Origin of the sequence: Serratia sp. 201 (assembly GCF_037027545.1) — a bacterium.
In the GTDB taxonomy this organism is placed as follows: domain Bacteria; phylum Pseudomonadota; class Gammaproteobacteria; order Enterobacterales; family Enterobacteriaceae; genus Serratia; species Serratia bockelmannii.
This window is the reverse complement of the sequence record NZ_JAXCHC010000005.1, coordinates 207,510-231,640: the sequence shown is the minus strand read 5'-3', so window position 1 is coordinate 231,640 and position 24,131 is coordinate 207,510. Positions and strand designations below refer to the sequence as shown.

Annotated in this window: 22 protein-coding genes, 4 tRNA genes and 1 other RNA gene; 9 read left to right on the top strand and 18 right to left on the bottom strand. The window is 60.5% G+C overall.

Annotation, left to right across the window (positions count from 1 at the left end; all coding sequences use genetic code 11):
* Positions 1-46: 46 nt before the first annotated feature.
* On the bottom strand, positions 47-844 hold the full coding sequence (yigL, locus tag WA302_RS22705) for a sugar/pyridoxal phosphate phosphatase YigL (protein ID WP_025304881.1): 798 nt from the start codon (positions 842-844) through the stop codon (positions 47-49).
* Positions 845-848: 4 nt separating this feature from the next.
* The gene (pldB, locus tag WA302_RS22700; RefSeq protein ID WP_043142212.1) at positions 849-1,892 is read right to left on the bottom strand and encodes a lysophospholipase L2; all 1,044 of its coding nucleotides are present in this window, start codon (positions 1,890-1,892) and stop codon (positions 849-851) included.
* Between the two features lie 148 nt (positions 1,893-2,040).
* Between pldB and rhtB the strand changes: the two genes are divergently transcribed.
* Complete coding sequence (rhtB, locus tag WA302_RS22695) at positions 2,041-2,661, top strand: homoserine/homoserine lactone efflux protein (protein WP_060434791.1); 621 nt, start codon at positions 2,041-2,043, stop codon at positions 2,659-2,661.
* A gap of 48 nt (positions 2,662-2,709) precedes the next feature.
* Here the strand turns inward: rhtB and rhtC are convergent, their stop codons facing one another.
* The 3 genes from rhtC to pldA are packed head-to-tail and all read right to left on the bottom strand — an operon-like array spanning position 2,710 to position 6,097.
* On the bottom strand, positions 2,710-3,330 hold the full coding sequence (rhtC, locus tag WA302_RS22690; RefSeq protein ID WP_043142215.1) for a threonine export protein RhtC: 621 nt from the start codon (positions 3,328-3,330) through the stop codon (positions 2,710-2,712).
* 12 nt (positions 3,331-3,342) lie between these two features.
* Positions 3,343-5,175 carry an ATP-dependent DNA helicase RecQ gene (gene recQ, locus WA302_RS22685; protein WP_025304878.1) on the bottom strand — a complete coding sequence of 611 codons (1,833 nt, stop codon included), beginning with the start codon at positions 5,173-5,175 and terminating at the stop codon, positions 3,343-3,345.
* Between the two features lie 43 nt (positions 5,176-5,218).
* On the bottom strand, positions 5,219-6,097 hold the full coding sequence (pldA, locus tag WA302_RS22680; protein WP_025304877.1) for a phospholipase A: 879 nt from the start codon (positions 6,095-6,097) through the stop codon (positions 5,219-5,221).
* A gap of 203 nt (positions 6,098-6,300) precedes the next feature.
* On the opposite strand from pldA, the gene WA302_RS22675 reads away from it, so the two are divergent.
* Positions 6,301-6,771 (top strand): thioesterase family protein, encoded by a 471-nt coding sequence (locus WA302_RS22675; protein ID WP_336064754.1) that lies wholly within the window; start codon positions 6,301-6,303, stop codon positions 6,769-6,771.
* A 66-nt stretch (positions 6,772-6,837) separates the two neighbouring features.
* On the top strand, positions 6,838-7,725 hold the full coding sequence (rarD, locus tag WA302_RS22670) for an EamA family transporter RarD (protein ID WP_025304876.1): 888 nt from the start codon (positions 6,838-6,840) through the stop codon (positions 7,723-7,725).
* 16 nt (positions 7,726-7,741) lie between these two features.
* Here the strand turns inward: rarD and corA are convergent, their stop codons facing one another.
* On the bottom strand, positions 7,742-8,692 hold the full coding sequence (gene corA, locus WA302_RS22665; RefSeq protein WP_004934262.1) for a magnesium/cobalt transporter CorA: 951 nt from the start codon (positions 8,690-8,692) through the stop codon (positions 7,742-7,744).
* A 444-nt stretch (positions 8,693-9,136) separates the two neighbouring features.
* Here corA and WA302_RS22660 point away from each other — a divergent pair, with 444 nt between their 5' ends.
* Positions 9,137-9,610 (top strand): WbuC family cupin fold metalloprotein, encoded by a 474-nt coding sequence (locus tag WA302_RS22660; RefSeq protein WP_033636654.1) that lies wholly within the window; start codon positions 9,137-9,139, stop codon positions 9,608-9,610.
* A 45-nt stretch (positions 9,611-9,655) separates the two neighbouring features.
* On the opposite strand, the gene uvrD is transcribed toward WA302_RS22660, so the two are convergent.
* The 6 genes from uvrD to lptM form a co-directional block, all read right to left on the bottom strand.
* The gene (gene uvrD / locus WA302_RS22655; RefSeq protein ID WP_313245171.1) at positions 9,656-11,818 is read right to left on the bottom strand and encodes a DNA helicase II; all 2,163 of its coding nucleotides are present in this window, start codon (positions 11,816-11,818) and stop codon (positions 9,656-9,658) included.
* 78 nt (positions 11,819-11,896) lie between these two features.
* A complete protein-coding gene (gene yigB / locus WA302_RS22650; RefSeq protein WP_025304873.1) occupies positions 11,897-12,613 on the bottom strand; it encodes a 5-amino-6-(5-phospho-D-ribitylamino)uracil phosphatase YigB in 717 nt (238 codons plus the stop codon).
* Entirely contained in the window at positions 12,613-13,524 is a 912-nt protein-coding gene (xerC, locus tag WA302_RS22645) for a tyrosine recombinase XerC (protein ID WP_148123034.1), read from the bottom strand. The genes yigB and xerC overlap by 1 nt, the downstream gene beginning before the upstream one ends.
* Complete coding sequence (locus WA302_RS22640; protein WP_049209356.1) at positions 13,521-14,234, bottom strand: DUF484 domain-containing protein; 714 nt, start codon at positions 14,232-14,234, stop codon at positions 13,521-13,523. Before WA302_RS22640 ends, xerC begins: the two co-directional genes overlap by 4 nt.
* Positions 14,231-15,055, bottom strand: coding sequence for a diaminopimelate epimerase (dapF, locus tag WA302_RS22635; protein WP_025304871.1), 825 nt, complete (start codon positions 15,053-15,055; stop codon positions 14,231-14,233). The genes WA302_RS22640 and dapF overlap by 4 nt, the downstream gene beginning before the upstream one ends.
* Before the next feature lie 71 nt (positions 15,056-15,126).
* Positions 15,127-15,333 (bottom strand): LPS translocon maturation chaperone LptM, encoded by a 207-nt coding sequence (gene lptM / locus WA302_RS22630; RefSeq protein WP_004934241.1) that lies wholly within the window; start codon positions 15,331-15,333, stop codon positions 15,127-15,129.
* Positions 15,334-15,411: 78 nt separating this feature from the next.
* On the opposite strand from lptM, the gene cyaY reads away from it, so the two are divergent.
* On the top strand, positions 15,412-15,732 hold the full coding sequence (gene cyaY / locus WA302_RS22625; RefSeq protein WP_004934237.1) for an iron donor protein CyaY: 321 nt from the start codon (positions 15,412-15,414) through the stop codon (positions 15,730-15,732).
* A 36-nt stretch (positions 15,733-15,768) separates the two neighbouring features.
* Here the strand turns inward: cyaY and WA302_RS22620 are convergent, their stop codons facing one another.
* A complete protein-coding gene (locus tag WA302_RS22620; protein ID WP_019452546.1) occupies positions 15,769-18,321 on the bottom strand; it encodes a class I adenylate cyclase in 2,553 nt (850 codons plus the stop codon).
* 316 nt (positions 18,322-18,637) lie between these two features.
* Here WA302_RS22620 and hemC point away from each other — a divergent pair, with 316 nt between their 5' ends.
* From hemC to hemY, 4 genes are read left to right on the top strand one after another with little or no spacing between them, the layout of a single operon-like run.
* Positions 18,638-19,579 (top strand): hydroxymethylbilane synthase, encoded by a 942-nt coding sequence (gene hemC / locus WA302_RS22615; protein WP_041037210.1) that lies wholly within the window; start codon positions 18,638-18,640, stop codon positions 19,577-19,579.
* The gene (gene hemD / locus WA302_RS22610; protein WP_049209355.1) at positions 19,576-20,316 is read left to right on the top strand and encodes a uroporphyrinogen-III synthase; all 741 of its coding nucleotides are present in this window, start codon (positions 19,576-19,578) and stop codon (positions 20,314-20,316) included. The genes hemC and hemD overlap by 4 nt, the downstream gene beginning before the upstream one ends.
* A gap of 22 nt (positions 20,317-20,338) precedes the next feature.
* On the top strand, positions 20,339-21,463 hold the full coding sequence (gene hemX / locus WA302_RS22605) for a uroporphyrinogen-III C-methyltransferase (RefSeq protein WP_016929498.1): 1,125 nt from the start codon (positions 20,339-20,341) through the stop codon (positions 21,461-21,463).
* 3 nt (positions 21,464-21,466) lie between these two features.
* The gene (gene hemY / locus WA302_RS22600) at positions 21,467-22,663 is read left to right on the top strand and encodes a protoheme IX biogenesis protein HemY (RefSeq protein ID WP_004934228.1); all 1,197 of its coding nucleotides are present in this window, start codon (positions 21,467-21,469) and stop codon (positions 22,661-22,663) included.
* 707 nt (positions 22,664-23,370) lie between these two features.
* Here hemY and WA302_RS22595 read toward each other — a convergent pair.
* From WA302_RS22595 to WA302_RS22575, 5 genes are all read right to left on the bottom strand, one after another.
* A non-coding RNA gene (locus WA302_RS22595) (RtT sRNA) lies at positions 23,371-23,499 on the bottom strand.
* 35 nt (positions 23,500-23,534) lie between these two features.
* A tRNA-Pro gene (locus WA302_RS22590) sits at positions 23,535-23,611 on the bottom strand.
* Between the two features lie 74 nt (positions 23,612-23,685).
* Positions 23,686-23,772: transfer RNA gene (locus WA302_RS22585), tRNA-Leu, on the bottom strand.
* Between the two features lie 41 nt (positions 23,773-23,813).
* Positions 23,814-23,889 (bottom strand) — tRNA-His (locus tag WA302_RS22580).
* Positions 23,890-23,952: 63 nt separating this feature from the next.
* Positions 23,953-24,029: transfer RNA gene (locus WA302_RS22575), tRNA-Arg, on the bottom strand.
* Positions 24,030-24,131 lie beyond the last annotated feature (102 nt).

Below are 24,131 nucleotides of genomic sequence, written 5' to 3'. Positions count from 1 at the left end.
GCGCCGCAAGGCGCCCTTGTTATTTCAGAGAAACGGCCTGGTTATTTCAGAGGAACATCTTGCGCAGGTAGTGCGGCACCGCGTTATCGACATTGGAGCCGATCACTTCCAGCTCCGGCAGCATATCCTTCAGGCGCTGATGCGCGTCGCGCATGATGCAGCCCTTGCCGGCCATCGACAGCATCTCCAGATCGTTCATACCGTCGCCGAAGGCGATGCACTCTTGCAGCGTATAGCCGATGATCTTGGCCACTTCTTCCAGCGCATGCCCTTTCGACACGCCGCCCGCCATCACTTCCAGACAGGTCGGGAACGAGAAGCTGACGTTGACCCGATCGCCCCAGCGCGCGTTGATGGCGTCTTCCACCTGCAGCAACCGCTCATGATCTTCACAGGTAAAGTAAACCTTGCAGACGCCGTCGGTTTCCAGCAGGCCCGGCTCAAACAGCTGATATTTGAATACCGACTCCTGGAAGAACTCTTCCTGCTCCGGGCTTTCGCGGTTGATGAACCAGTCATCGTTACGGTAGACGTTGGTGGTTATCTCCGGATCGTCGTGCAGCATGCCGTACAGATCGCGGGCGATATCCTCGTCCAGGTTGTGGCTGAAGATCAGCTCGCCGGCCGTGTTGTGCACCCGCGCGCCGTTGGAGGTGATCATAAAGGCACTGATCTCCAGACTGTCGCGGATCTGCGCCACGTCGATGTGGTGGCGGCCGGTGGCGAACACGAAATGCACGCCGCGCTGGGTCAGCAACTTCAGCGTTTCTTTGGCGTACGGCGACAGGGTATGGTCGGGAGACAGCAGCGTGCCATCTAAATCGGAAGCGACGACGTGATACATAGCGTTATGTTCTAACCTCTGATGGAGTTGTCGGCGGCAGCGCGCCACCTAAGTGTTGAGCAAAGAAGCGCAGGATTGCGTTCAGTGCTTCGGCGCGCATCGCGTCCCGCTCGAACAGGATCTCATGGCGTGCGCCGTTGATAACCCACGGAAGCCCCCCTTCGCAAGGGCGCCCCGCGTCTGACAGAGCCTGACAAAAAGCCTGGTGCGAACGGTTGTCAACCACCCGTTCCTCACCGGCTTGCAAAAGCAACAGCGGCGTTGTTATCTCCCCGGCCTGCGCGATAATCTGCCGGCCGGCGCGGATGCTCTCCCGCACCCAATGGTAGGTCGGTCCGCCCACCTGCAGCTCGGGGTAATCGGCGTAATAGCGCAGGCTACGCCGGTAGCGTTCGCGGCTGTGGGTCAACACGTTGACCACATAAGGCAGCGGCCGCCACTGGCCGGTGCCCACCGCGTAGTAGTCGCGGATCGCCGGACGGGTCTCCGCCCAGTCGAGGATGCGGTCGGCCAGCCAGCCCGGCATCGGCAACTGGATGCCGAACATCGGCGCGCAAAACGCCGCCGCATCGAACGCCTGCGGCCGGCGTTGCAGGAACTGCGCCAGGATCGCGCCGCCCATCGAATGTGCCAGCGCGAAGCGCTGCCGGTAACCGCGCGACTCGACTTCGCGCTGCCAAAGCTGCTCGAAATCGTCCACGTAGTCGGCGAAGTTTACCACATGACCGCGGTGCGTATCCGCCAGTAAACGCCCGGAACGCCCTTGGCCGCGATGATCGACGATCACCACGTCGTAACCGCAGTGGAACAGATCGTAGGCCACCTCGGGGTATTTCACGTAGCTTTCGATGCGGCCGGGGCTGACCACCACCACGCGCTGATGCCGCGCGGAACTGAAACGCACAAAGCGGATCGGCACGCCGTCCACGCCGCTGAACTCGCCTTCTTCGCGCTGCCGCCAGAAATCCAGCAGCGGCCCGGTGGCGAAGGCAGCGAACTGCGTTTCACGCGTTAACCAGTCATCGGAGCTGAGAGTGAACGAGGTCATCGAGAGCGTTTTCCCTGTGGGGCCGGCGGAAAAATGTGACCGCTGGCACAAGAAATCATACTAGCGTATTGTGATTCAATTCTGACAAAAAACGGCGCCGCCTCGGCGCATTGTGGCACAAAACGACACTTTCAGGGAGCCGAGAACCATGACCTTGGACTGGTGGTTAACCTACCTGCTGACCACGCTTATCCTTAGCCTGTCCCCTGGATCCGGCGCCATCAACACCATGAGCACCGGCATCAGCCACGGCTATCGCGGCGCCGCCGCGTCAATCGCCGGCCTGCAGGTCGGGTTGAGCGCGCACATCGTGCTGGTGGGCATCGGTCTCGGCGCGCTGATTTCTCAATCATTGCTGGCGTTCGAACTGCTGAAATGGTTGGGCGCCGCCTACCTGGTGTGGCTCGGCATCCAGCAATGGCGCGCCGCTGGCGCGCTGGATCTGCATGCGCTGGCGGGCAGCATGCCGCGCCGCCGTCTGTTCCGCCGCGCGGTGCTGGTCAACCTGACCAACCCGAAAAGCATCGTGTTCCTCGCCGCGCTGTTCCCGCAGTTCATCTTGCCCAATCAACCGCAGGCCGAGCAGTACCTGGTGCTCGGCGTCACCACCGTGGTGGTGGATATTCTGGTGATGATCGGTTACGCCACCCTGGCGACGCGCATCGCCGGCTGGCTGAAAACGCCGCGCCAGATGCAGCTGCTTAACCGGGTGTTCGGTTCACTGTTCATTTTGGTGGCGGGGCTGCTGGCGACCGCCCGCAAAGCCTGACAAAAAAGGCCGGGCATCGCTGCTCGGCCTTGGGCATCTCACCGCCGGTCAGCGGGTAAAGATCAGGTGTAACCCGAAGCCGGTGAACAGCACGCCCGCCACCCCGTCGATCCACTTGGCCAACCGCTGATAGCCGCGGCGCATCGCCGGCAGCGCGAACACCACCGCCACCAGGCTGAACCAGACGAAGGTCTCGGCAACGATCAGCAAGAACAGCCCCCAGCGCGCGCCGGCGCCGACGCTGTCACCGACGAACAGCGAGAACACGCTGCCGAAATAGATCACCGCTTTCGGGTTGGACAAATTGGTCAGGAAGCCGCGAATAAAGCTGCGCCCGGCCTTCGGCAACGCCACCTGGGCCTCCGCCGCCGGCTGCGCTCGTTGCGCCCGCGCGGAACGCAGCAGCTGCCACCCCATCCAGCACAGGTAAATGCCGCCGCCGACCATGATGATCTGATGCAACCAGGCCATCTTCTGCAGGATCAGATGTAGCCCCATCAACGCCACGCCGGCCCAAACCACGATGCCGAGCGAAATGCCGACCACGCCCATCATCGCCTCACGGCGCGAACGGCTGGCGGCGGTTTGCGACACGAAAAAGAAGTCCGGCCCCGGGCTCATCAGCGCAATCAGATGCACCAGCGCCACGGTGAGAAACAGCATCAGCATGATTTATCGCCCTCAGTCTTCATCATTGTCGAGATGGTCGCGGATCATCGCCATAAAGGGCGCGCCGAAACGCTCCAGTTTGCGCTGGCCGACGCCGTTGACGCTCAGCAGATCGCCGGCCTTGATCGGCATCTGTTCGGCCATTTCCAGCAGCGTGGCGTCGTTGAACACCACGTAAGGCGGGATGTTTTCTTCGTCGGCGATCGATTTGCGCAGTTTGCGCAGCTTGGCGAACAGCTTGCGATCGTAATTGCCGCCGTAGGATTTCTGGTTGGCGCTGCTGCGCGACTTCAGGCTCTGAATACGCGGCACCGCCAGCTGCAGCGCCACCTCGCCGCGCAACACCGGACGCGCCGCCTCGGTCAATTGCAGCGCCGAGTGCATGGCGATGTTCTGGGTGATAAAGCCCAGGTGGATCAGCTGACGCAGCACGCTGGTCCAGTGTTCGGTGGTTTGATCGCGGCCGATGCCGTACACCGGCAGCTTGTCGTGACCGTATTCACGAATGCGTTGGTTGTTGGAGCCGCGCAGCACTTCCACGATGTACCCGAGGCCAAAGCGCTGGCCGACGCGGTACACGCAGGACAGCGCCTTGCGCGCGTCCTCCAGCCCGTCGTAGCGCTTGGGCGGATCGAGGCAGATGTCGCAGTTGCCGCAGTTCTCGTGCTTGCCTTCGCCGAAGTAGTTGAGCAGCACCAGGCGACGGCAGGTTTGCGCCTCGGCGAACGCGCCCATGGCGTTCAGCTTGTGACGCTCGATGTCCAGCTGTTGCCCGGCGGGTTTCTCCTCCAGGCAGCGGCGCAGCCAGGCCATGTCGGCCGGATCGTACAGCAGGATGGCTTCGGCCGGCAGGCCGTCGCGCCCGGCTCGGCCGGTCTCCTGATAATAGGATTCGATATTGCGCGGGATGTCGAAATGCACCACGAAGCGCACGTTGGGTTTGTTGATGCCCATGCCGAAGGCGACGGTGGCCACCACCACCTGCAGATCGTCGCGCTGGAACGCTTCCTGCACCTGCGCGCGGCGATCGTTGTCCAGCCCGGCGTGGTAGGCACCGACGCTCAGCCCGCGGCTTTGCAGGCGCGCAGCGGTGTCTTCCACCTTGGCGCGGCTGTTACAATAGATAATGCCGCTCTTGCCGCGCTGATCCTGCACGAAGCGCCACAGCTGGTCGAGCGGTTTGAATTTTTCCACCAGCGTGTAACGGATGTTCGGCCGGTCGAAGCTGCTGACCTGCACCAGCGGATCCTGCAGCGACAGCAGACGCACGATATCGCCGCGGGTGGACTCGTCGGCGGTGGCAGTCAACGCGATCACCGGCATCGACGGGAAGCGCTGTTTCAGTTGGCCCAGCGCGCGATATTCCGGCCGGAAGTCATGGCCCCACTGCGAGATGCAGTGCGCCTCATCCACCGCCAGCATTGCCGGCGGGCAGTGGTCGAGCAGGTTGAGGAAGCTTTCCATCATCAGCCGTTCCGGCGCGATGTACAGCATCTTGATGTTACCGTTGCGGCAGCCGGCCATGACGTCCAGCTGCTCCTCGCGGGTTTGCGTCGAGTTATAGCAGGCGGCGGAAACGCCGTAGGCCAACAGTTGGTCGACCTGGTCCTTCATCAGCGAGATCAGAGGGGAAACGACCAGCGTCAGGCCGTCCATCACCAGCGCCGGGATTTGGTAGCACAACGACTTGCCGCCGCCGGTCGGCATCACCACCAGGCAATCCTGCCCGCCGATCGCGGCGTTGATAATCGTTTGCTGCCCCGGACGGAATTGCTGATAGCCAAAGGTATCGCGCAATACCTGCTCGGCCAGCAACTCTCTGTTAATCACTGCTGCGGTTGACACACACTTCCCCATTTTTTCATCGGTACACACCCAGCGGGTATGATTACATAATATCGTTCAGCATGACACCAACGCCCACCCGTGTCTGCCGGAAGTTATAGTCGATCAGCGATTCGCCGTAGCCGCTGAATACCTGGGTATAGAAACGCACGTTGCGGGTGATCGGATAGCTCCAGCCCAGCTCCGCGCCGCCGTAGCCGCTGTTCCAGTTATAGTGGCTGTCGACGCTGAACACGCTGTCGCCCCAGGCGTAACCGACCTTCAACCGGTAGTATCCCATGTATTTGGTGATGTCCGGGTTGTCGTCGTTGCTCGAGCTCTCCGAGAAGCGGAACCAGGGCTTGAGATCCACCTGCCAGTTGCCGTTTTGCGCCATCAGCCGCGCATAGCCGCGATTCCAGCTGCGCGACGTCGGATCCGAGCGGCCGTTAGACTGATGGTTAACGCCGATTTCAACATCGCGCAGCGTCCAACCGGCAAAACGGTAATCGGTCGCCCACCCCACGAACAGCTGCGGCTCGTAGTTGGTTTCGCGGAACGGCGAAGACTCGCCGCGGTTGGACAATTGCCACCAGGAGCGCTGAGTATAAGACGCGCCGAGCACCGAGTTGTCGCCGGCAATGCCCCGCCACAGCGGAAACGCCAGGCTAAGTTGGTATTTCACCTCGTCCTTGCGCGCCTTGTCGCCCCAGTTGTACGTCTTGATGGCCTCTTTGTTGATATCGCTGGTGTCGGTGTACAGCAGATAATTGGGATCGTAAGGATACAGCGTGAACGGATTCTCGTGCTCCTGCAGCAGGTTGGCGATAATGCTGCCGCGCACCGCCGGCTTATCGTGAATCTGCTGCTCTTTGGCTTCCTCAGCCAATGCCAGCGCCGGCATCAGCAGCGTGGCGGAAACGATCCCTGACAAAATGCGCATAACCTCTCCTCACTCCAACGAAAAAGGGCAAGCCCGGAAAAAATCAGGCCATTTTACACACAAAGGGCGTTTTACCGCAGCGCAGGCCGGTTTTATTGGAATAGTCTGGAAAGCAACAAAGGTTAAGCATAAAATCAACATTTCATTAACCTGGACTGACCAGTTAGCTCCCTTAAAACGCAAAAGAAAAATGGAAACCCGCTATGTCGACCACACCACTGACCCTGGAAGCCGCCCGCCGCAAGATCGGCGAAATCTTTGTCTACCACATGCCGTTCAACCGCGAGCTTGGCCTGGAGCTGCGCCGCTTCGACGATGACTACGTCGAGCTGAGCTTCACCAACCAGCGCAAGCTGGTAGGCAACGCCGCACAGGAAATTCTGCACGGCGGCGTGATCGCCGCGGTGCTCGACGTCGCCGCCGGGCTGGCTTGCGCCGGCGGCGTGCTGACGCGCCTGGAGCCGCTGATCGAAGAAGAGATCGCCGCCAAACTGTCGCGCATGGGCACCATCGATCTGCGCGTCGACTATCTGCGCCCCGGCCGCGGTGAACACTTCGTCGCCTCCGCCAGCGTGCTGCGCAGCGGCAACAAGGTCGCCGTGGCGCGCGTAGAACTGCATAACCACGACGGCCTGCATATCGCGACCGCCAGCGCCACCTATCTGGTAGGCTGATGATTGTGTGCGGTGAGCGTCTTCAGTACACTCACCGCATCTTAAGTTCCCCACCAGAGTGACGTCATGGACGCAAAGCAAACGCGTCAGGGCATTTTCTTCGCCCTGGCCGCCTATTTTATGTGGGGCATTGCCCCGGCCTATTTCAAACTGATCCAGCAAGTGTCCGCGGACGAGATCCTCACCCACCGGATCATCTGGTCGTTTTTCTTCATGCTGGCGCTGATCACGCTGGGCCGCAACTGGCCTAAAGTGCGCGCCGCCTGCCAAAACCGCAAACGACTGCTGCTGCTGGCGGTCACCGCGCTGTTGATCGGCGGCAACTGGCTGCTGTTCATCTGGGCGGTGAACAATCACCATATGCTGGAAGCCAGCCTGGGCTACTTCATCAACCCGCTGGTTAACGTGCTGCTGGGGATGCTGTTTCTCGGCGAGCGCTTTCGTCGCATGCAGTGGGTGGCGGTGGCGCTGGCATTCACCGGGGTACTGGTGCAGCTCTGGCAGTTCGGCTCGTTGCCGATCATCGGTCTGGGGCTGGCGTTCAGCTTCGCTTTCTACGGCCTGCTGCGCAAGAAAATCGCCATCGACGCCCAGACCGGCATGCTGATTGAGACGCTATGGCTGCTGCCGGTGGCGGCCGCCTATCTGTTCCTGTTCGCCGACAGCCCCACCAGCCACCTGAGCGCCAACCCGTGGTCGCTGAACCTGCTGCTGGTCGCCGCCGGCATCGTCACCACCGTACCGCTGCTGTGCTTCACCGCGGCGGCTACCCGGCTGCGCCTGTCGACGCTCGGTTTCTTCCAGTATCTCGGCCCGACGCTGATGTTCCTGCTGGCGGTCACCTTCTACGGTGAGACCATCGGCCAGGACAAGCTGGTGACCTTCGGCTTTATCTGGGCGGCGCTGATCCTGTTCACCCTCGACGCGCTCTACACCCAACGCAAGCTGCGCTAAGCCCGGCGCCGCCGGGTTACAGCCAGTTTTTGCGCTTGAAGTACAGGTAAGGGGCCAGGCCGGCCAGGATCATCAGCGTGATGGCGCCCGGGTAGCCGAACGACCATTTCAGTTCCGGCATGAATTCGAAGTTCATGCCGTAGCTGGAGGCCACCAGCGTAGGCGGCAGGAATACCACCGACACCACCGAGAAGATCTTGATGATGCGGTTCTGTTCGATATTGATGAAGCCCATCGCCGCCTGCATCAGGAAGTTCACCTTCTGGAACAGCGATTCGTTGTGCGGCAGCAGGGATTCGATGTCGCGCAGCACTTCACGCGCCTGCTCCAGCTGGCCGGTCGGCAAACGCGCCTTGCGCACCAGGAAGTTGAGCGCGCGCTGGGTATCCATCAGACACAAACGCACCTTCCAGCCGATATCTTCCAGCTCCGCCAGCGTCGACAGCGCGGCGTCGTATTCGTCGCCCTGATGCCCTTCCATGATCACCCGGCTGAGCTGTTCCAGATCGCTGTAGATGTTCTCTATCTCGTCCGCCAGCTGTTCAATCTTGGTTTCGAACAGATCCAGCAGCAGTTCGTAGGCGTTGCCTTCAAGCATGGTCTGGTTGCGGGCGCGCATGCGGTACAGGCGGAACGCCGGCAGTTCACGCTCGCGCAGGGTATACAGGCGGCCGTCGCGAATGGTGAAGGCCACCGTGGAGTTGCCGGCGTGATCTTCCGCATCTTCGAAGTAGAAGAAGGAGTGGATATGCAGACCGTCTTCGTCTTCGAAGAAACGGGCGGAGGCTTCGATATCGTCCAATTCGGGACGCGTCGCCAGGCTTTGTCCCAGCTCATTCTGCACGCGCTCACGCTCGCCCTCTTCCGGCTCGACCAGATCAACCCACAGCGATGACGTGAGATCATCCGAGTCGTCCAGTTCCAGACGGGACAAGCGGCGGTTATCTAATTTAAAAGCGCTCAGCATGTGCCAAAACTCCGTGAAGGTAACGGGTGCGGACAACGCGTTGAAGCACAGAAACAGAGGGGATGCGTATCACCGATTGTTTCAGACCATGAAGAGATCTGACTCATAGCGACACTTTGCGGGGTCGCCGACAACCACGAAGGCTATCAGCAAAAACGGAGAGCCTTAGAAGTTATACCTGCGGCGCAGGTCAGTGAGCCAGTATCTACTGGGTGTGTCCAAGGCGTCTGTCCTCAATGATAATAGTGCGCGCATGTTACGCCGAGAAGAAAAAGCCTGTCAACACGTTAGGCGGGATAATTGCGCAACAAATCATCACGATGATCAATGGCAGAAATGACGCTTAAACCGTACTGAAAAAGTCGCGACGATCGCTTACCGCCACCAAGAATGTTGCTAAGATGACATCACCCTAATGGTACGACAAGCATGCGGATTTAAACGATGAAACAGATTACCGCCCATGAACTGACCGCGATGAGCGAACAGGCCGCCAGCGTGCCCCGCCTGCGCGCGCACCGCACCTTACACGAAGAGCTGAGCGACCCGGTGCAACGCCTGGCGATCGCCATGGAGCCCGGCACCTATATCCGCCCGCACCGCCACCCGCAAACCTGGGAGCTGCTGACGCCGCTGCGCGGCCGCTTTGTGGTGCTGCAGTTCAACGATGACGGCGTCGTAACACAGCGCACCCTGCTTGGCGAAGAAACCAAAGTGCTGGAGATGCCGGCCTTTACCTGGCATGCGGTGCTGTCGGTCGATGCCGGCGGCGTGGTGTTCGAAGTGAAGCAGGGCCCGTATCAGGCGCTGACCGAAGAGGACTGCATGCCATGGGCACCGCAGGAAGGCGGCGAAGGCACCGAAGCGGTGATGCGCTGGTATGCCACCGCGCAGGTCGGCGATCGCTACCCTCACTGATAATGAACGATTGCAGGGGCCTGCCCCTGCAACTCTCCCCGCTCTTTATACCGTTTCCAGGCGAGCGTAGGCCGCCACCAGCCACTTGATGCCCTCGCCCGGGAAAGCGATCTGTAACCGGCTGTGCTCGCCGCTGCCTTCCAGATTGACGATGGTGCCTTCGCCAAACTTGGGATGGCGCACGCGCTGGCCCAGCTTGTAGCCGGTTTCGTTCTCGCTGATCGGCGTGCCCATGCGGCGGTGATTGACCGGGCGCGATACGCTGGCGCGCAAGCGCACTTCTTCCACACACTCTTCCGGCAGTTCGCCGATAAAGCGCGACGGCCGATGGTAAACCTCTTTGCCGTACAGACGGCGCGTTTCGGCATAGGTCAGCGTCAGTTTCTGCATGGCGCGCGTTACGCCCACATAGGCCAGACGGCGCTCCTCCTCCAGACGGCCGCCTTCATCCAGCGACATCTGGCTCGGGAACATGCCTTCTTCCATGCCGACGATAAACACCAGCGGGAACTCCAAGCCCTTGGCCGAGTGCAGGGTCATCAGCTGCACCGCGTCCTGATAGGCGTCGGCCTGACCTTCGCCCGCTTCCAGCGCCGCATGCGACAGGAACGCCTGCAGCGGCATCAGATCCTGATCTTCTTCCTGATAGCTGAACTGACGCGTCGCCGTCACCAGTTCCTCAAGGTTTTCGATACGCGCCTGCCCCTTTTCGCCCTTTTCCTGCTCATACATGATGAACAGCCCGGAGTCGCGGATCACCCGGTCGGTCTGCACGTGCAGCGGCATGTCAGCGGTTTCATGCGCCAGCGACTCCACCAGTTCGATAAAGCGCTGCAGCGCCGACGCGGCGCGGCCGGCCAACACTTTGTCCTGCATCAGCTCGCGCGTCGCCTGCCACAGCGTCAGCTGGCGATCGCGCGCCGCCTGGCGCACCACGTCGAGGGTGCGATCGCCGATGCCGCGCGTCGGGGTGTTGACCACGCGCTCGAAGGCCGCATCGTCGTTGCGGTTGGAAATGAGGCGCAGGTAAGCCAGCGCATCCTTGATTTCCTGGCGTTCGAAGAAGCGCTGGCCACCGTAGATGCGGTACGGCATCGCCGTCTGCAGCAGCGCCTCTTCCAGCACGCGCGACTGGGCGTTGCTGCGGTACAGGATGGCGCAGTCGTTCAGCGCGCCGCCGTTGTCTTGCCAGGTCTTGATGCGGTTGACCACGAAGCGCGCTTCGTCGAGTTCGTTGAAGGCGCAGTAGAGGGAAATCGGCTCGCCTTCGCCGCCTTCGGTCCACAGATTTTTGCCCATGCGCCCGTCGTTGTTGGCGATCAGGGTGTTGGCCGCTTTCAGGATGTTGCTGGTGGAACGGTAGTTCTGCTCCAGGCGGATGGTTTCCGCGCCGGGGAAATCCTTCAGGAAGCGCTGGATGTTTTCCACCTGCGCGCCGCGCCAGCCGTAGATCGACTGGTCATCGTCGCCGACGATCATCACGTTGCTGTTGCCGCCCGCCAGCAGGCGGATCCAGGCGTACTGGATGCTGTTGGTATCCTGGAATTCGTCCACCAGCACGTTGGTGAAACGCTCGCGGTAGTGGTTGAGGATATGCGGCTTGTTCAGCCACAGTTCGTGCGCGCGCAGCAGCAGCTCGGCGAAATCCACCAGCCCGGCGCGATCGCAGGCTTCCTGATAGGCCTGATAGATGCGCAGCCAGGTGGCCTCTACCGGGTTGTTGTAGGTCTCAACGTGCTGTGGCCGCAGGCCCTCGTCTTTCTTGCCGTTGATGTACCACATCGCCTGACGCGGCGGCCACTGTTTCTCGTCGACGTTCAGCGCCTTGATGATGCGCTTGAGCAACCGCAGCTGGTCGTCGCTGTCGAGGATCTGGAAATCCTGCGGCAAGTTGGCCTCCAGGTGGTGGGCGCGCAACAGGCGGTGCGCCAGGCCGTGGAAGGTGCCGATCCACATGCCGCCCTGGCTGGTGCCGATCAGATGTTCGATACGGTGGCGCATTTCCGCCGCCGCCTTGTTGGTGAAGGTCACCGCCATGATCGAATACGGTGAGCAGTTCTCCACCGACAGCAGCCAGGCGATGCGGTGCACCAGCACCCGCGTCTTGCCGCTGCCCGCTCCGGCCAGAACCAACAGGTTGCTGCGCGGCGCCGCCACGGCTTCACGTTGTTTTTCATTCAGGCTGTCGAGCAGATCGGAGACGTCCATAGGCACCACTAATGGTTAAGGGAAAACCCGCCGGTGACGGGTTTTTCACTGGAAATTTATACAGAGTTCTGGCAGGGATTATAACAATGCTGTCAGCGATGCCAACTGCGAAATCTCAATATGCGGCAGCAAGCGGCTGTCGGCGGCCTGCATCAGGCAGCGTTGCCGATCGTTGATCCAACAGGCCTGCAGCCCCGCGCGCAGCGCGCCGGCCACGTCGGTGGTCAGATCGTCGCCCACGTGCAGGATCTGCTCGGGCGCCACGCCCAGCCGCTCAACGGCCAGGTGGTACATGTCCTGATACGGCTTGGCGCGCCCGTCCGGCCCGGAGCGCAACACGAACTGGAAATAACCGTCCAGGCCGCACAGAGACGGATCGACGTTGCCGTTGGTGATCGCCACCAGCGGGTAGCGCGCGGCCAACGCCTTCAGCGTGGCGTGGGTCGCTTCCGGCACCTCAATGCGGCTGCGCCACAGCGCGAAGTTCTGCATCGCCGCATCGGCCCCGATCGCCGCTTCGGCGTCGCGCAGCCCCTGCCGGCTCAGCGCCAGATGAATGGCGCGCCAGCGCCACTGGGTGACGTCGTGGTAGATCTCCGGTTCCTGCTCGCGCAGCTCCTGACGCAGGCGATGAAAATCCGCCGACTGAAAGCTGCTCAGGCCGGGGTGGTAACTCTGCAGGAAGGCCACCGATTGTTGTTCGGTTTGCCGGATCACCGGACGGTTATCATACAGCGTGTCGTCCAGATCGAAAGTCAGCGCCGCCAGCGGGCGCAGCGGGCGATAAAAATGCATCAGGATTTCCCCCGTTTGGCACGCGGATGCGCGGCATCGTACACGTTCGCCAGATGTTGAAAGTCGAGGTGGGTATAAATTTGCGTGGTGGTCAGGTTGGCGTGGCCGAGCAGCTCCTGCACCGCGCGCAGATCGCCGCTGGACTCCAGCATGTGGGTGGCGAAGGAGTGGCGCAGCTTGTGCGGGTGAATATGGCTGTTAACGCCCTGTTTCACGCCCCACTCGGCGAAGCGTTTTTGCACGTTGCGCGTCGAGATGCGCCGCCCCTGATTGGACAGGAACATGGCATCGTCCTGCGGCCCAAACAGATCGCGCATTGCCAACCAGTGTTCCAGCCAGGTGACGGCGGTGCGCCCGATCGGCAATTTACGCTCTTTGCTGCCTTTCCCCATCACCCACACCTCGCCGGCGGCCATATCGACATGACGGCAATCCAGCCCCACCAGCTCGGAGAGGCGCAGGCCGGCGCCGTACATCACCTCCAGCATGGCGCGATCGCGCACCGCCAGCGGATCGTTAAGATCGATCTCCAGCAGTTGGTTCATTTCATCGACGTCGATATTTTTCGGCAGATGGCGGCCGCTGCGCGGCGTGCGGATGCCCTTGGCGGGGTTGGCGTGCAGCACGCCCTGGCTGACCAGCCAATCGAGGAAGCTACGCAACGAAGAGAGCCGCAGCGCCAGGCTGGCGGACTGCAGACCGGTGCGTTTGCTGCGCGCCGCCAGCATGCGCACCCGGGCGGCGTCCAGCGCCGCCCAGTCGGTGACGCCGATCTCCTGCGCCAGGCGCATCAGCGCCGCCAGCTGGCGTGAATAGCTGAGCTGCGTCAGCGGGCTGAGTTGCCGTTCTACCTTGAGATAACGCAGAAACGCGTCCACCGGCTGCTGCAGGCTGGGCGCAATCGGCGTCATGCTCGTTCGATCCAGCGTTCCAGCAGCGCCGGCAGCATGCGCGCCAGTTGATTGAGCATCACCGTGCCCATGCCCTGCTGATAGTGTTGCGTATCGCGGCTGCTGAAGATCACCATGCCCAGCTCGCCGTCGTCGCCCAGCATCGACAGCGCCACCGAGCCAATCTGGCCGATCTGTTTGGCCTGCGGCAACAGCAGCAGCAGCTCGGGGCCGTTCAGGCCGCCGAGGTAGTGTTGTTCGCTGCCCAGCCGCTGAATGCGGAACGGCTCGAACGCCGAACGCGTCAGCGCCAGGTGGGTGAAATCGGAAGGCGCGCCGATATTCCAGCGCTCGGCGAACAGCCGAACCGTGGCACCGGCCAAACCGAAGCCGCGCGCCCAGCGCTGCAGCCGGTTGAGCATGTCCTGCAGGCTGTCGGCGGTGGCCAAATCGGCCTGCAGGTGCAGCAACCGGGCGAACAGCCCTTCGTTGGCGCTGGCCTGCTCCATCAACAGCGTGATCTCTTCTTCCAACCGTTCGATGTGATTGCGCTGGCGGGCCAGGTGCCATTCCACCAGCGAAACGGTGCCGCGCACCGGGTGCGGCACGCGCATCTGCTCAACCTGGCGCGCGTTGCGAATAAAGAAATCCGGGTTCTGCAGCAGGTACTGCATCATGGTGTCGTCATCCAGCGCCAGGCCGGCGACGCTCTGTTCTTCTACGCTTTTCATAGATGAATAAATCCGTCATAGACATGGGTTGCCGGACCGGTCATAAACAGCGGGTTGCCCGGCCCTTTCCAGCGAATATGCAGGCTGCCGCCCGGCAGTTCTACATGCACCTCTTCTGACAGCAATTCCTGTTGGATCCCCACCGCCACCGCCGCACAGGCGCCGCTGCCACAGGCCTGCGTTTCACCAGCGCCGCGTTCATAAACGCGCAGCTTGATGTGATCGCGGCTCACCACCTGCATAAAGCCGATGTTGGCCCGTTCCGGGAAGCGTTCATGCCCTTCCAGCACCGGCCCAAGCAGCTCCACCTTGGCAGTTGTTACATCGTCCACCTGCAAAACACAATGCGGGTTACCCATCGACACCACGCCGCACAGCACGGTATGTTCCGCCGCGCGCATGATGTAGGTCTTTTCAGCCTTAGTGGCGCGGAACGGCACCGCCTGCGGGTCGAAATTCGGTTCGCCCATGTTGACGCACACCAGATCGTCGTCGGTGACACTGAGCACCATGCGCCCGGTTTGGGTGCTGACACGGATGTCGCGTTTGTTGGTCAGCCCTTTCAGCCGCACGAAACGCGCGAAGCAACGCGCGCCGTTGCCGCACTGCGCCACTTCGCTGCCGTCGGCGTTAAAAATTCGGTAGTGAAAATCCAGTTCGGGATCGTAAGGCGGTTCTACCACCAGCATCTGGTCAAAGCCGACGCCCAGGTGCCGATCGGCCAACCGGCGGATCAGCTCAGGTGAAAAATAGACATTCTGTGTAACGGCATCGACCACCATAAAGTCGTTGCCCAGACCGTGCATTTTGGAGAACTGCATATCATACTCCGCTATCTGGACGCGCTATCCGTCTTGATGTTGCGGTGGCGCTCGCTACCGCAAACCGGGGTTTACTGGTCAACCATCGACGGTTTTTGCTGAGAGCCAGACTGCTCCTGCTGGTTCTTTTGCACCTGATCGCCCGTTTGCACCGGCGGCTTGGCCGGTTTCTGGCTGGCGGGATCGGCAGGCGGGAAGTAAAGCGGGCCTTTCAGACCGCAGCCGGCGAGGCCGGTAACCAGAACTGCCATCAGCGCATAGCGTAGTTGTTTTTTCATTTGCATTAATGCCTGTAATTCATGCGTCCAAGGTCTCTATAATCGCAGGTGGATCATGAAAAGCAATAGGAATTGAATATGAACGACAGTGAGTTTCACCAGTTGGCCGACCAGCTGATGCTGAATATTGAAGAGACACTGGACGATTTTGACGGCGATGCGGATATCGATTACGAAACCAATGGCGGCGTAATGACGCTGAGCTTCGAAAACGGCACCAAAATCGTCATCAACCGCCAGGAGCCGCTGCACCAGGTGTGGCTCGCCACCAAGGCCGGCGGTTATCACTTCAACTACCGCGACGGCGTTTGGCTATGCGATCGCAGCGGGCAGCCGTTTTATCAGCTGCTCAGCGAAGCGGCCAGCGCGCAGGCCGGCGAGGAACTGCATTTTTCCTGAGGCTAAGCAGGGCTCGGCAACCGAGCCCTTGCGGCGTCAATGCAGCTGGAACTGCTGTTTCAGCGGCTGAGCGGCGCCGTCGGCCACCGTCACGCACAGGCTGGACAGCACGTTGCTGCGGAACGGGATCACCTGCGTGCGCCCGTCGAGTTGCACGATCTGATAGAACTGCGGCAGATTGAAGTTGATGAAGCTGGAGCCGTAGGTGAAGCGATCGTGCGACGAGGAGTAGAAGCGGCTGACGTCGCGCACCAGCTCCTCTTTACTGCCCTCGCAGTGGTGATACACCTCCACCCGATTCGACTCATCCAGAATATAGATGTTGAAGCCCTTGTCGTCTGAGGTGTCTTCGAAGAAGAACTGGATGATCCCCTCGCTGGCGAAGCCGTCCACCACCGGCGGCAGATGCACCTGATCGGTTTCCACCTTGATAGACAGGCCGTGCAGCTTGTTGTTGGAGATGGCGCCGTAAAACTCCACCGCATTCTCCAGCTTTTGCACCGACACGCTCAGGCGCTCGAAGAACAGCCCCCAAGTCTGCCCGGCAACGCGCACCGCCTTGAAGCGGCCGGGTTCCAGCCGGGTACTGGACAGGCGCAGCTCGATGCACTCCGACACCAGCTGCTGGATACGGGTGCGGATCAGGCCGCGCAGGTGCTGGCTGTAGCAGAACACTTCCACCGACTCCGGCGGCGCGGCGTCCTGGTGCATTTTGCCGAGAATGGTCTTCAGCGCTTCCAGCACCGACTGCTCGCCGCTGAAATGCAGGGTACGCACTTCGTTCCAGGAGTTGCGATACAGCAGATCGATACTGCCCACCAAACACTGCTGCTGCTGGCCGAAGCTGAACACGTCCAGTTTGCGGAAATCGAAGTGCACCACCTGATTGCGGAAGGCGGCGGTCGGATCGTTTTCCAGATTGACGATGATGGCCAGATGGCGAATTTCGCACGGGCTGTACAGCGCTTTCGGCGTCGGCGCCGGCAGGCGCAGCGGGAAGTGATGAGAAACGTCGGCCACCAGCTCCTGCAGCTTGGCGGTGTCGCACAGGTTGCCGCTCTTGATGTGCAGGCGGGTCTGCGGCGTTAGCAGGCCGTTGAAATAGGCCCAGGCCACCAGCTTGTTCAGGTAGCGGTTATATTCCAGCGGCTGATGGCTGACGATCGAATCCATAGCCGGTGCCTGATTATACAGGTACCAGCCGGTGCGGTTGGCGCGGCCAACCGGCACGTGAATAAAGGTTAAATCGTTTTCCGACAGGTCCGGTGAGATCTGCGGGTTCACCAGCGTCACCTTGCCGGGCAGCGCTTCGAACGCCGCGTACAGTTTGCGGGTCAGCACGCCGATATCCTGCGGGCTGGCGCTGACGCTGAGGTTGTTGCGGCGAGCGAAACGGATCAGGTTGCGGTAGCTTTGCATCATCGCATCGAGCAGTTCGTTATGCGCTTCGCGCACCCGCTCGATTTTCCAGTTGGCGCGGTTATCCAGCATCGCCAGACGCTCTTCGCTCCAGCCCCACTCGCTGACCAATTGGCTGAGGATCTCGCGTCGCCAGCCGACGCAGGCCTTGGCCAGCGACAGCTTTTCACATACTTTCAGGTAAAAACAGCGGCGGGCCAGATCGAGGCGGGTGGTGTCGTTGATGTCGGTCAGGTAGCGGGTCACGCGCTCAAGCATCATGCAGTAGGCATCAAGCCCGAAGCTGACGATCTCACCCTGATGCAGCCGGTGTTTGATGTCCGTCGCCAGCAGTTGGGTATTGGGGTATTCCCAGGAATAGGCTTCCAGCAGCAGGGTCTTCAGCACCGCCTTGTAAGGCGAATCGATGCTCTTGTACAGCTGCCACAGGCTGGCGCCGAAGTACTCTTCCGCCGACAGCGAACTCAGGCCACCGAGATCCAGCCACTCGTTCGGCGTCAGCGCACCCTGCGCGTACAGCGACAGCACGTATTCATCGTAGTGCGCTTCTTCTTCACCCGGTACCATGTTCCACAGGATGCGTTTGCCAGCCAGGCGCACTGCGGTGCGATAGAATTCATCGAGCAACAGGATGTGCTGCGTCGAGCCGCAGTCTTCGCCACCCAGGCTGCCGCTTTCATTATGGCGGAAGCGGTTTTCGTCGATCAGGAAGAAGCTGACCTCCACCCCCATCGAGGCGGCCCACTTCTCAAGCAGGCTGCATTTTTGCTGCAAACGGGTGCGTTCTTCGTTGTCCAGCCAGGACTGGTGGCAGACCCAGATGTCGAGATCCGAGCTGCAGCTTTGGCCGATAGACGAGGTGCTGCCCATCGAGTAGACGCCGGTGATCGGCAGCTCGCCGCTGGCCGGCTTGTCAAACGGGCTGCCCCATTTGTCTTCTAAATCGTTCAGGTAATCTTGTTGAGTTTCATCAGGCGTGTAGAGGCAAATGCCATGGGGAACGTTACCGTTCAGGTAACCCGGCATCAGCGGGTGGTGGTGGTGCAGTAAGGTGGGCAGCAGACTGTATACCCGTTGAAACGCGGGCTTCATAGCCGCTAGGGCGCGATCGACGCGTAGCTGATTGATCGCATCCAGTCTCTGCTTCAATGTCTCGATGTAGAGGTACAAGACGTCTCGCCTGATTATCCCGGTGTTTAGAAAAAAACCCGTATTCCATAAGCGCCGTTAGTGTAAGAAGAATATTTGGCGACTTATTGCTGGAAACGTGATCAATTTAACACCTTGCTGATTGACCGTAAAGGAGGTAACGCTTCACAATTATTGTAGCGCTTCCCTAAACGATTTACCCGCAGTGTTAACTGCCCCAAAGCACATCACACGTCCCTTTGATTCCGTTGTCCTTTTTCCGCCTCCGGCTTCTTGCACTGACAGTATTGGCTCTCAGTGGTAGGATGGATGGCGAAATATAAAAACGGTAACAAGCATGTTAGACAAAATTATTCGAATTGCCACCCGACAAAGCCCGCTTGCACTCTGGCAAGCACATTATGTGCAGCAACGTCTGATGGCCAGCCATCCCGGCCTGCAGGTCGAGTTGGTGCCGATGGTGACGCGCGGCGACGTTATTCTGGATACGCCGCTGGCGAAAGTCGGCGGTAAAGGCCTGTTTGTTAAAGAACTCGAGCTCGCGCTGCTGGAAGGCCGCGCCGACATCGCCGTGCACTCGATGAAAGACGTGCCGGTCGATTTCCCTGCCGGCCTCGGTTTGACCACCATTTGCGAACGCGAAGATCCGCGCGACGCTTTTGTTTCCAATCGTTTCGCCTCGCTCGATCAGCTGCCGCAGGGCAGCGTGGTCGGCACCTCCAGCCTGCGCCGCCAGTGCCAACTGCGCGAACGCCGCCCGGACCTGATCGTACGCGACCTGCGCGGCAACGTCGGCACTCGCCTGGCCAAGCTGGACAACGGCGACTACGACGCGATTATTCTGGCGGTGGCCGGCCTGAAGCGCCTGGGGCTGGAGCAACGCATCCGCAGCCCGCTGAGCGCCGAAGAGTGCCTGCCGGCGGTCGGCCAGGGTGCGGTCGGCATTGAATGCCGTCTCGACGACAGCGTCACCCGCGCGCTGCTGGCGCCGCTGAACCATGCGGCCACCGAAACCCGCGTGCGCGCCGAGCGGGCGATGAACACCCGCCTGGAAGGCGGCTGCCAGGTGCCGATCGGCAGCTATGCCGAACTGGATGGCGACAGCCTGTGGCTGCGCGCCCTGGTCGGCGCGCCGGACGGCAGCCAGATGGTGCGCGGCGAACGCCGCGGCCCGGCCGCCGAAGCCGAACGGATGGGCGTTGAGCTGGCGGAAGAGCTGCTGGCGCGCGGCGCGCGCGAGATCCTGCGCGAAGTTTATCAGGGAAATCCGCCGGCATGACGATCCTGGTAACCCGCCCATCGCCTTCGGGAGAGCAGTTAGTGAGCCGGCTGCGCGCACTCGGCCGGGTTGCCTATCATGCACCGCTGATCGACTTCGCCCCCGGCAGCGATCTGCCGCAGCTGCCGCAGGCGTTGCAGCAGTTGAACGCCGGCGATCTGGTATTCGTGCTGTCGCAGCATTCGGTGAACTATGCCGATTCGGTCATCGGCCGCGCCGGACTGAGCTGGCCCGCTCACCTGGCCTATTACGCCATTGGCCGTACCACCGGACTGGCGCTGCACCGCATCAGCAGTTTGCCGGTGGAATACCCGCGCGAGCGCGAGATCAGCGAAACGCTGCTGCTGCTGCCGGCGCTGCAGAAACTGGCGGGCAAACGCGCGCTGATTTTACGCGGCAACGGCGGCCGCGAGTTGCTGGGCACAACGCTGAGCGAGCGCGGCGCCGACGTCAGCTATTATGAATGCTATCAACGCAGCCCGGTGCACTACGACGGCAGCGAGCAAAGCGCCCACTGGCAGCGTGCCGGTGTGGATACGCTGGTGGTGACCAGCGGTGAAATGTTACAACAGCTCTATACTTTAGTTCCTGATTACTATCGTTCTTCATGGCTGCTGCGTTGCCGCCTGGTAGTAGTGAGCGAACGCCTGGCTACCCTCGCCCGGGATTTGGGCTGGCGTACGATTCGGGTAGCTGACAACGCCGATAATGACGCGCTGATCCGCGCGCTACAATAATCTGACTATGGGATGTGCCACTATGACGGAACAAAATACCCCAGCCGCCCCGGTTGAAGAGCCAACTACCGCGGTTGAGAGCTCCCAGCAGCCAGCCGCTGCCAGCCGCAAAGGCAAGAACACCGGCCCGGTGCTCGGCGCGATCGCTATCGTGCTGGTCATCGCCCTCGGCGCGGGCGGCTATTACCACACGCACAAGCAGGCGCAACAGCTGATCGCCGCCAATCAGGCGCTGCAGCAGCAGCTTGAAGGCGTGAAGCAGAGCCAACAGCAGGAAAGAAATGCGCTGGAAGGTCTGCTGCAGCAGCAGGGTAAAACCCTGGACGCCGCCGATCGCGAGCAGGCGAATCTGGCGCGTCAACTGAGCGAGCTGCAGGAAAAAGTGGCGACCATCTCCGGCAGCGACGCCAAAACCTGGCTGCTGGCGCAGGCCGATTTCCTGGTGAAAATGGCCGGCCGCAAGCTGTGGAGCGATCAAGACGTGACCAGCGCCGCCGCGTTGCTGAAAAGCGCCGACGCCAGCCTGGCGGACATGAACGATCCTAGCCTGCTCGACGTGCGCCGCGCCATTACCGAAGACATCAGCACGCTTTCTACGCTGACCCAGGTCGATTACGACGGCATCATCCTCAAGGTCAATCAGCTGTCCAACCAGGTGGATAACCTGCGCCTGGCCGATAACGACACCGACGAAGCGCCGATGGATCAAAACAGCAGCGAGCTCTCCGGCTCGATCGGCGAATGGCGGCAGAACCTGGCCAAGAGCTGGCGCAATTTCATGGCCGACTTCATCACCATCCGCCGTCGCGATACCAGCGCCGAACCGCTGCTGGCGCCGAACCAGGACATCTACCTGCGCGAAAATATCCGTTCGCGCCTGCTGGTGGCCGCACAGGCCATCCCACGCCACCAGAACGAGACCTACAAGCAATCGCTGGAAACCGTCTCCACCTGGGTGCGCGCCTATTTCGACACCACCGATCCGGCGACCAAGGCTTTCCTGGAAGAGCTGGATAACCTGAGCCAACAGTCGATCTCGATGGACGTGCCGGATCAGCTGAAAAGCCAGCCGCTGCTCGAAAAAGTGATGCAGACCCGGGTGCGCAACCTGATGACCCAGTCCCCTGCCGCTCACCAGGAGGGTTAAGCCATGTTACGCGTGCTATTTCTGTTCCTGGTGGTGATCGCCAGCGTGGTGCTCGGGCCGATGTTGGCCGGGCATCAGGGCTACGTGCTGATCCAGACCGATAACTACAATATCGAAACCAGCGTCACCGGCCTGGTGATCATGTTGGTGCTGCTGTTCGTGGTGCTGCTGGCGATCGAGTGGATCCTGCGCCGCATCTTCCGTACCGGCGCCCGCACGCGCGGTTGGTTTATCGGCCGCAAGCGCACCCGCGCGCGCCAGCAAACCAAAGCCGCGCTGATCAAACTGGCGGAAGGCGACTATAAGCAGGTTGAGAAGCTGATGACGCGCAACGCCGATCACGCTGAACAGCCGGTGGTGAACTACCTGCTGGCCGCCGAGGCCGCGCAGCAACGCGGCGATGACTTCCGTACCAATCAATATCTGGAACGCGCCGCCGAAGCTGCCGACACCGATCAGCTGCCGGTGGATATCACCCGGGTTCGCATCCAGCTGGCGCAGGGCGAGAACCACGCCGCGCGCCACGGCGTCGATCGCCTGCTGAACCAGGCGCCGCGCCATCCGGAAGTGCTGCGCCTGGCGGAACAAGCCTATCTGCGCACCGGCGCCTACGCGTCGCTGCTGGAAGTGCTGCCGTCGATGCGTAAAATCGAACTGCACAGCGAAGAGCAGCTGCAGGCGTTGCAGCAGCAGGCTTACATCGGTCTGATGAATCAGGCGATGGCGGACGAAGGCAGTGAAGGCCTGAAGCGCTGGTGGAAAGATCAGAGCCGCAAGACGCGTCACGAGGTGCCGCTGCAAATCGCGATGGTGGAACACCTGATCGAATGCAACGACCACGAACTGGCGCAGGAGATTGTGCTCGACAGCCTGAAGCGCCAATACGACGAGCGCCTGGTGCTGTTGCTGCCGCGGCTGAAGTCCGGCAACCCCGAGCAGCTTGAGAAAGCGCTGCGTCAGCAGATGAAACAACACGGCGCGACGCCGCTGTTAAACAGCACGCTGGGGCAACTGCTGATGAAGCACGGCGAGTGGCAGCAAGCGGCCGACGCCTTCCGCGAAGCGCTGAAACAGCGTCCGGACGCCTACGATTACGCCTGGCTGGCCGATACGCTGGAGAAACTGCATCGTTCGGATGAAGCGGCGCAGATGCGGCGTGAGGGGCTGATGTTGACGCTGAAACAGAACGGCGGCGAATAACGCCCTGCCCGAGAGAGAAGAGCGCGGCCCCGATGCCGCGCTTTTTTTTTTGCTCAGGGTTTTTCTGTGGCGCAAAAAAAAACACTTGCCGTATGGCAAGTGTATAAAGAAGCAATCAGGTCTAGGACAACAGGGGCGGTGCCTCACTCAACGTTCTGCCCTGAGCGTGATGACGGGTTAGTCATCGTTCTCGTGGGCGATAGGCACCCTAAATCGGCTCTGCGTCATTCCCAGGGTTTATGAAGCCTAAGGCGAACATAAGAGGTGGAATGAGCATCTACGCTATAGATATAGCATTTGGCGTGCCAACTTTTATATTGAGTCCATCCCCATAAGAAAATAGAATTCAAAATATTGAAAATATTGATTTTTATTTAATTCCATCCTTTGCGTTGCAAACCACTTCCTGGCATTCCTTGCCAGCGGCCGTTATCAGGATGTCGCCTCAAAACGACGACTTAAGCCAAAGCCAACTTTATCTTTTTAAATCAATGAATTATTTGTCTCAACCTGACGACAGCGCTGGATGGCGTTGTCGCTGAAAACCAACACGCTTGCCAGCAGAGACAAAATGCCCATCCTTCGATACGCAAAAAACCCGCGCATTGCTGCACGGGCTTGTCGGTATTAGCTTCGTCATGCTGAGAAAACTTGCTCTCATAAACGGCAGATGTAAAAAAACCGACTTGCGTCGGTTTCTTTGAAAGTGGTCGGCGAGAGAGGATTACGCGCATCTTTGATGCGCGCCCTGCGGGCCGTTGCTAAAGCAACGTTGTCTCGCTTCGCGAGGCTCGAACCTCCTGCGGAGGTACTCATCCTCATAAACCGCAGACGAAAAAAAACCTGCTTTAAAAAGCAGGTTTTTCGAATGTGGTCGGCGAGAGAGGATTCGAACCTCCGACCCACTGGTCCCAAACCAGTTGCGCTACCAAGCTGCGCTACTCGCCGATTTGTGTTGCTCATACTACCCGATTTATCAGACCGTTGTCCATATAAATCTTATATTTATCAGATATTTTGCGTGGTGCGAAGAGAGGGACTTGAACCCTCACGTCCGTAAGAACACTAACACCTGAAGCTAGCGCGTCTACCAATTCCGCCACCTTCGCACTGTCACAAAATACTGCTAAATCTTCACTTCGTTAGGAAGTGGGGTGGCTAATGGGACTCGAACCCACGACAACTGGAATCACAATCCAGGGCTCTACCAACTGAGCTATAGCCACCATTACTACTTCTTCTTACTCACGCGGTAATATTACCACCGCAGCTCCTGCGCACAAACTTAATGGCGCGCCCGACAGGATTCGAACCTGAGACCTCTGCCTCCGGAGGGCAGCGCTCTATCCAGCTGAGCTACGGGCGCGTAGCGCCGTTGCGGGAGGGGATACTACGGATTTACGCCAATCCTGTCTAGTGCTTTTTCGCAGAAATGTTGCGTTTGATTACGCTTTGCTCACTCCTGCGC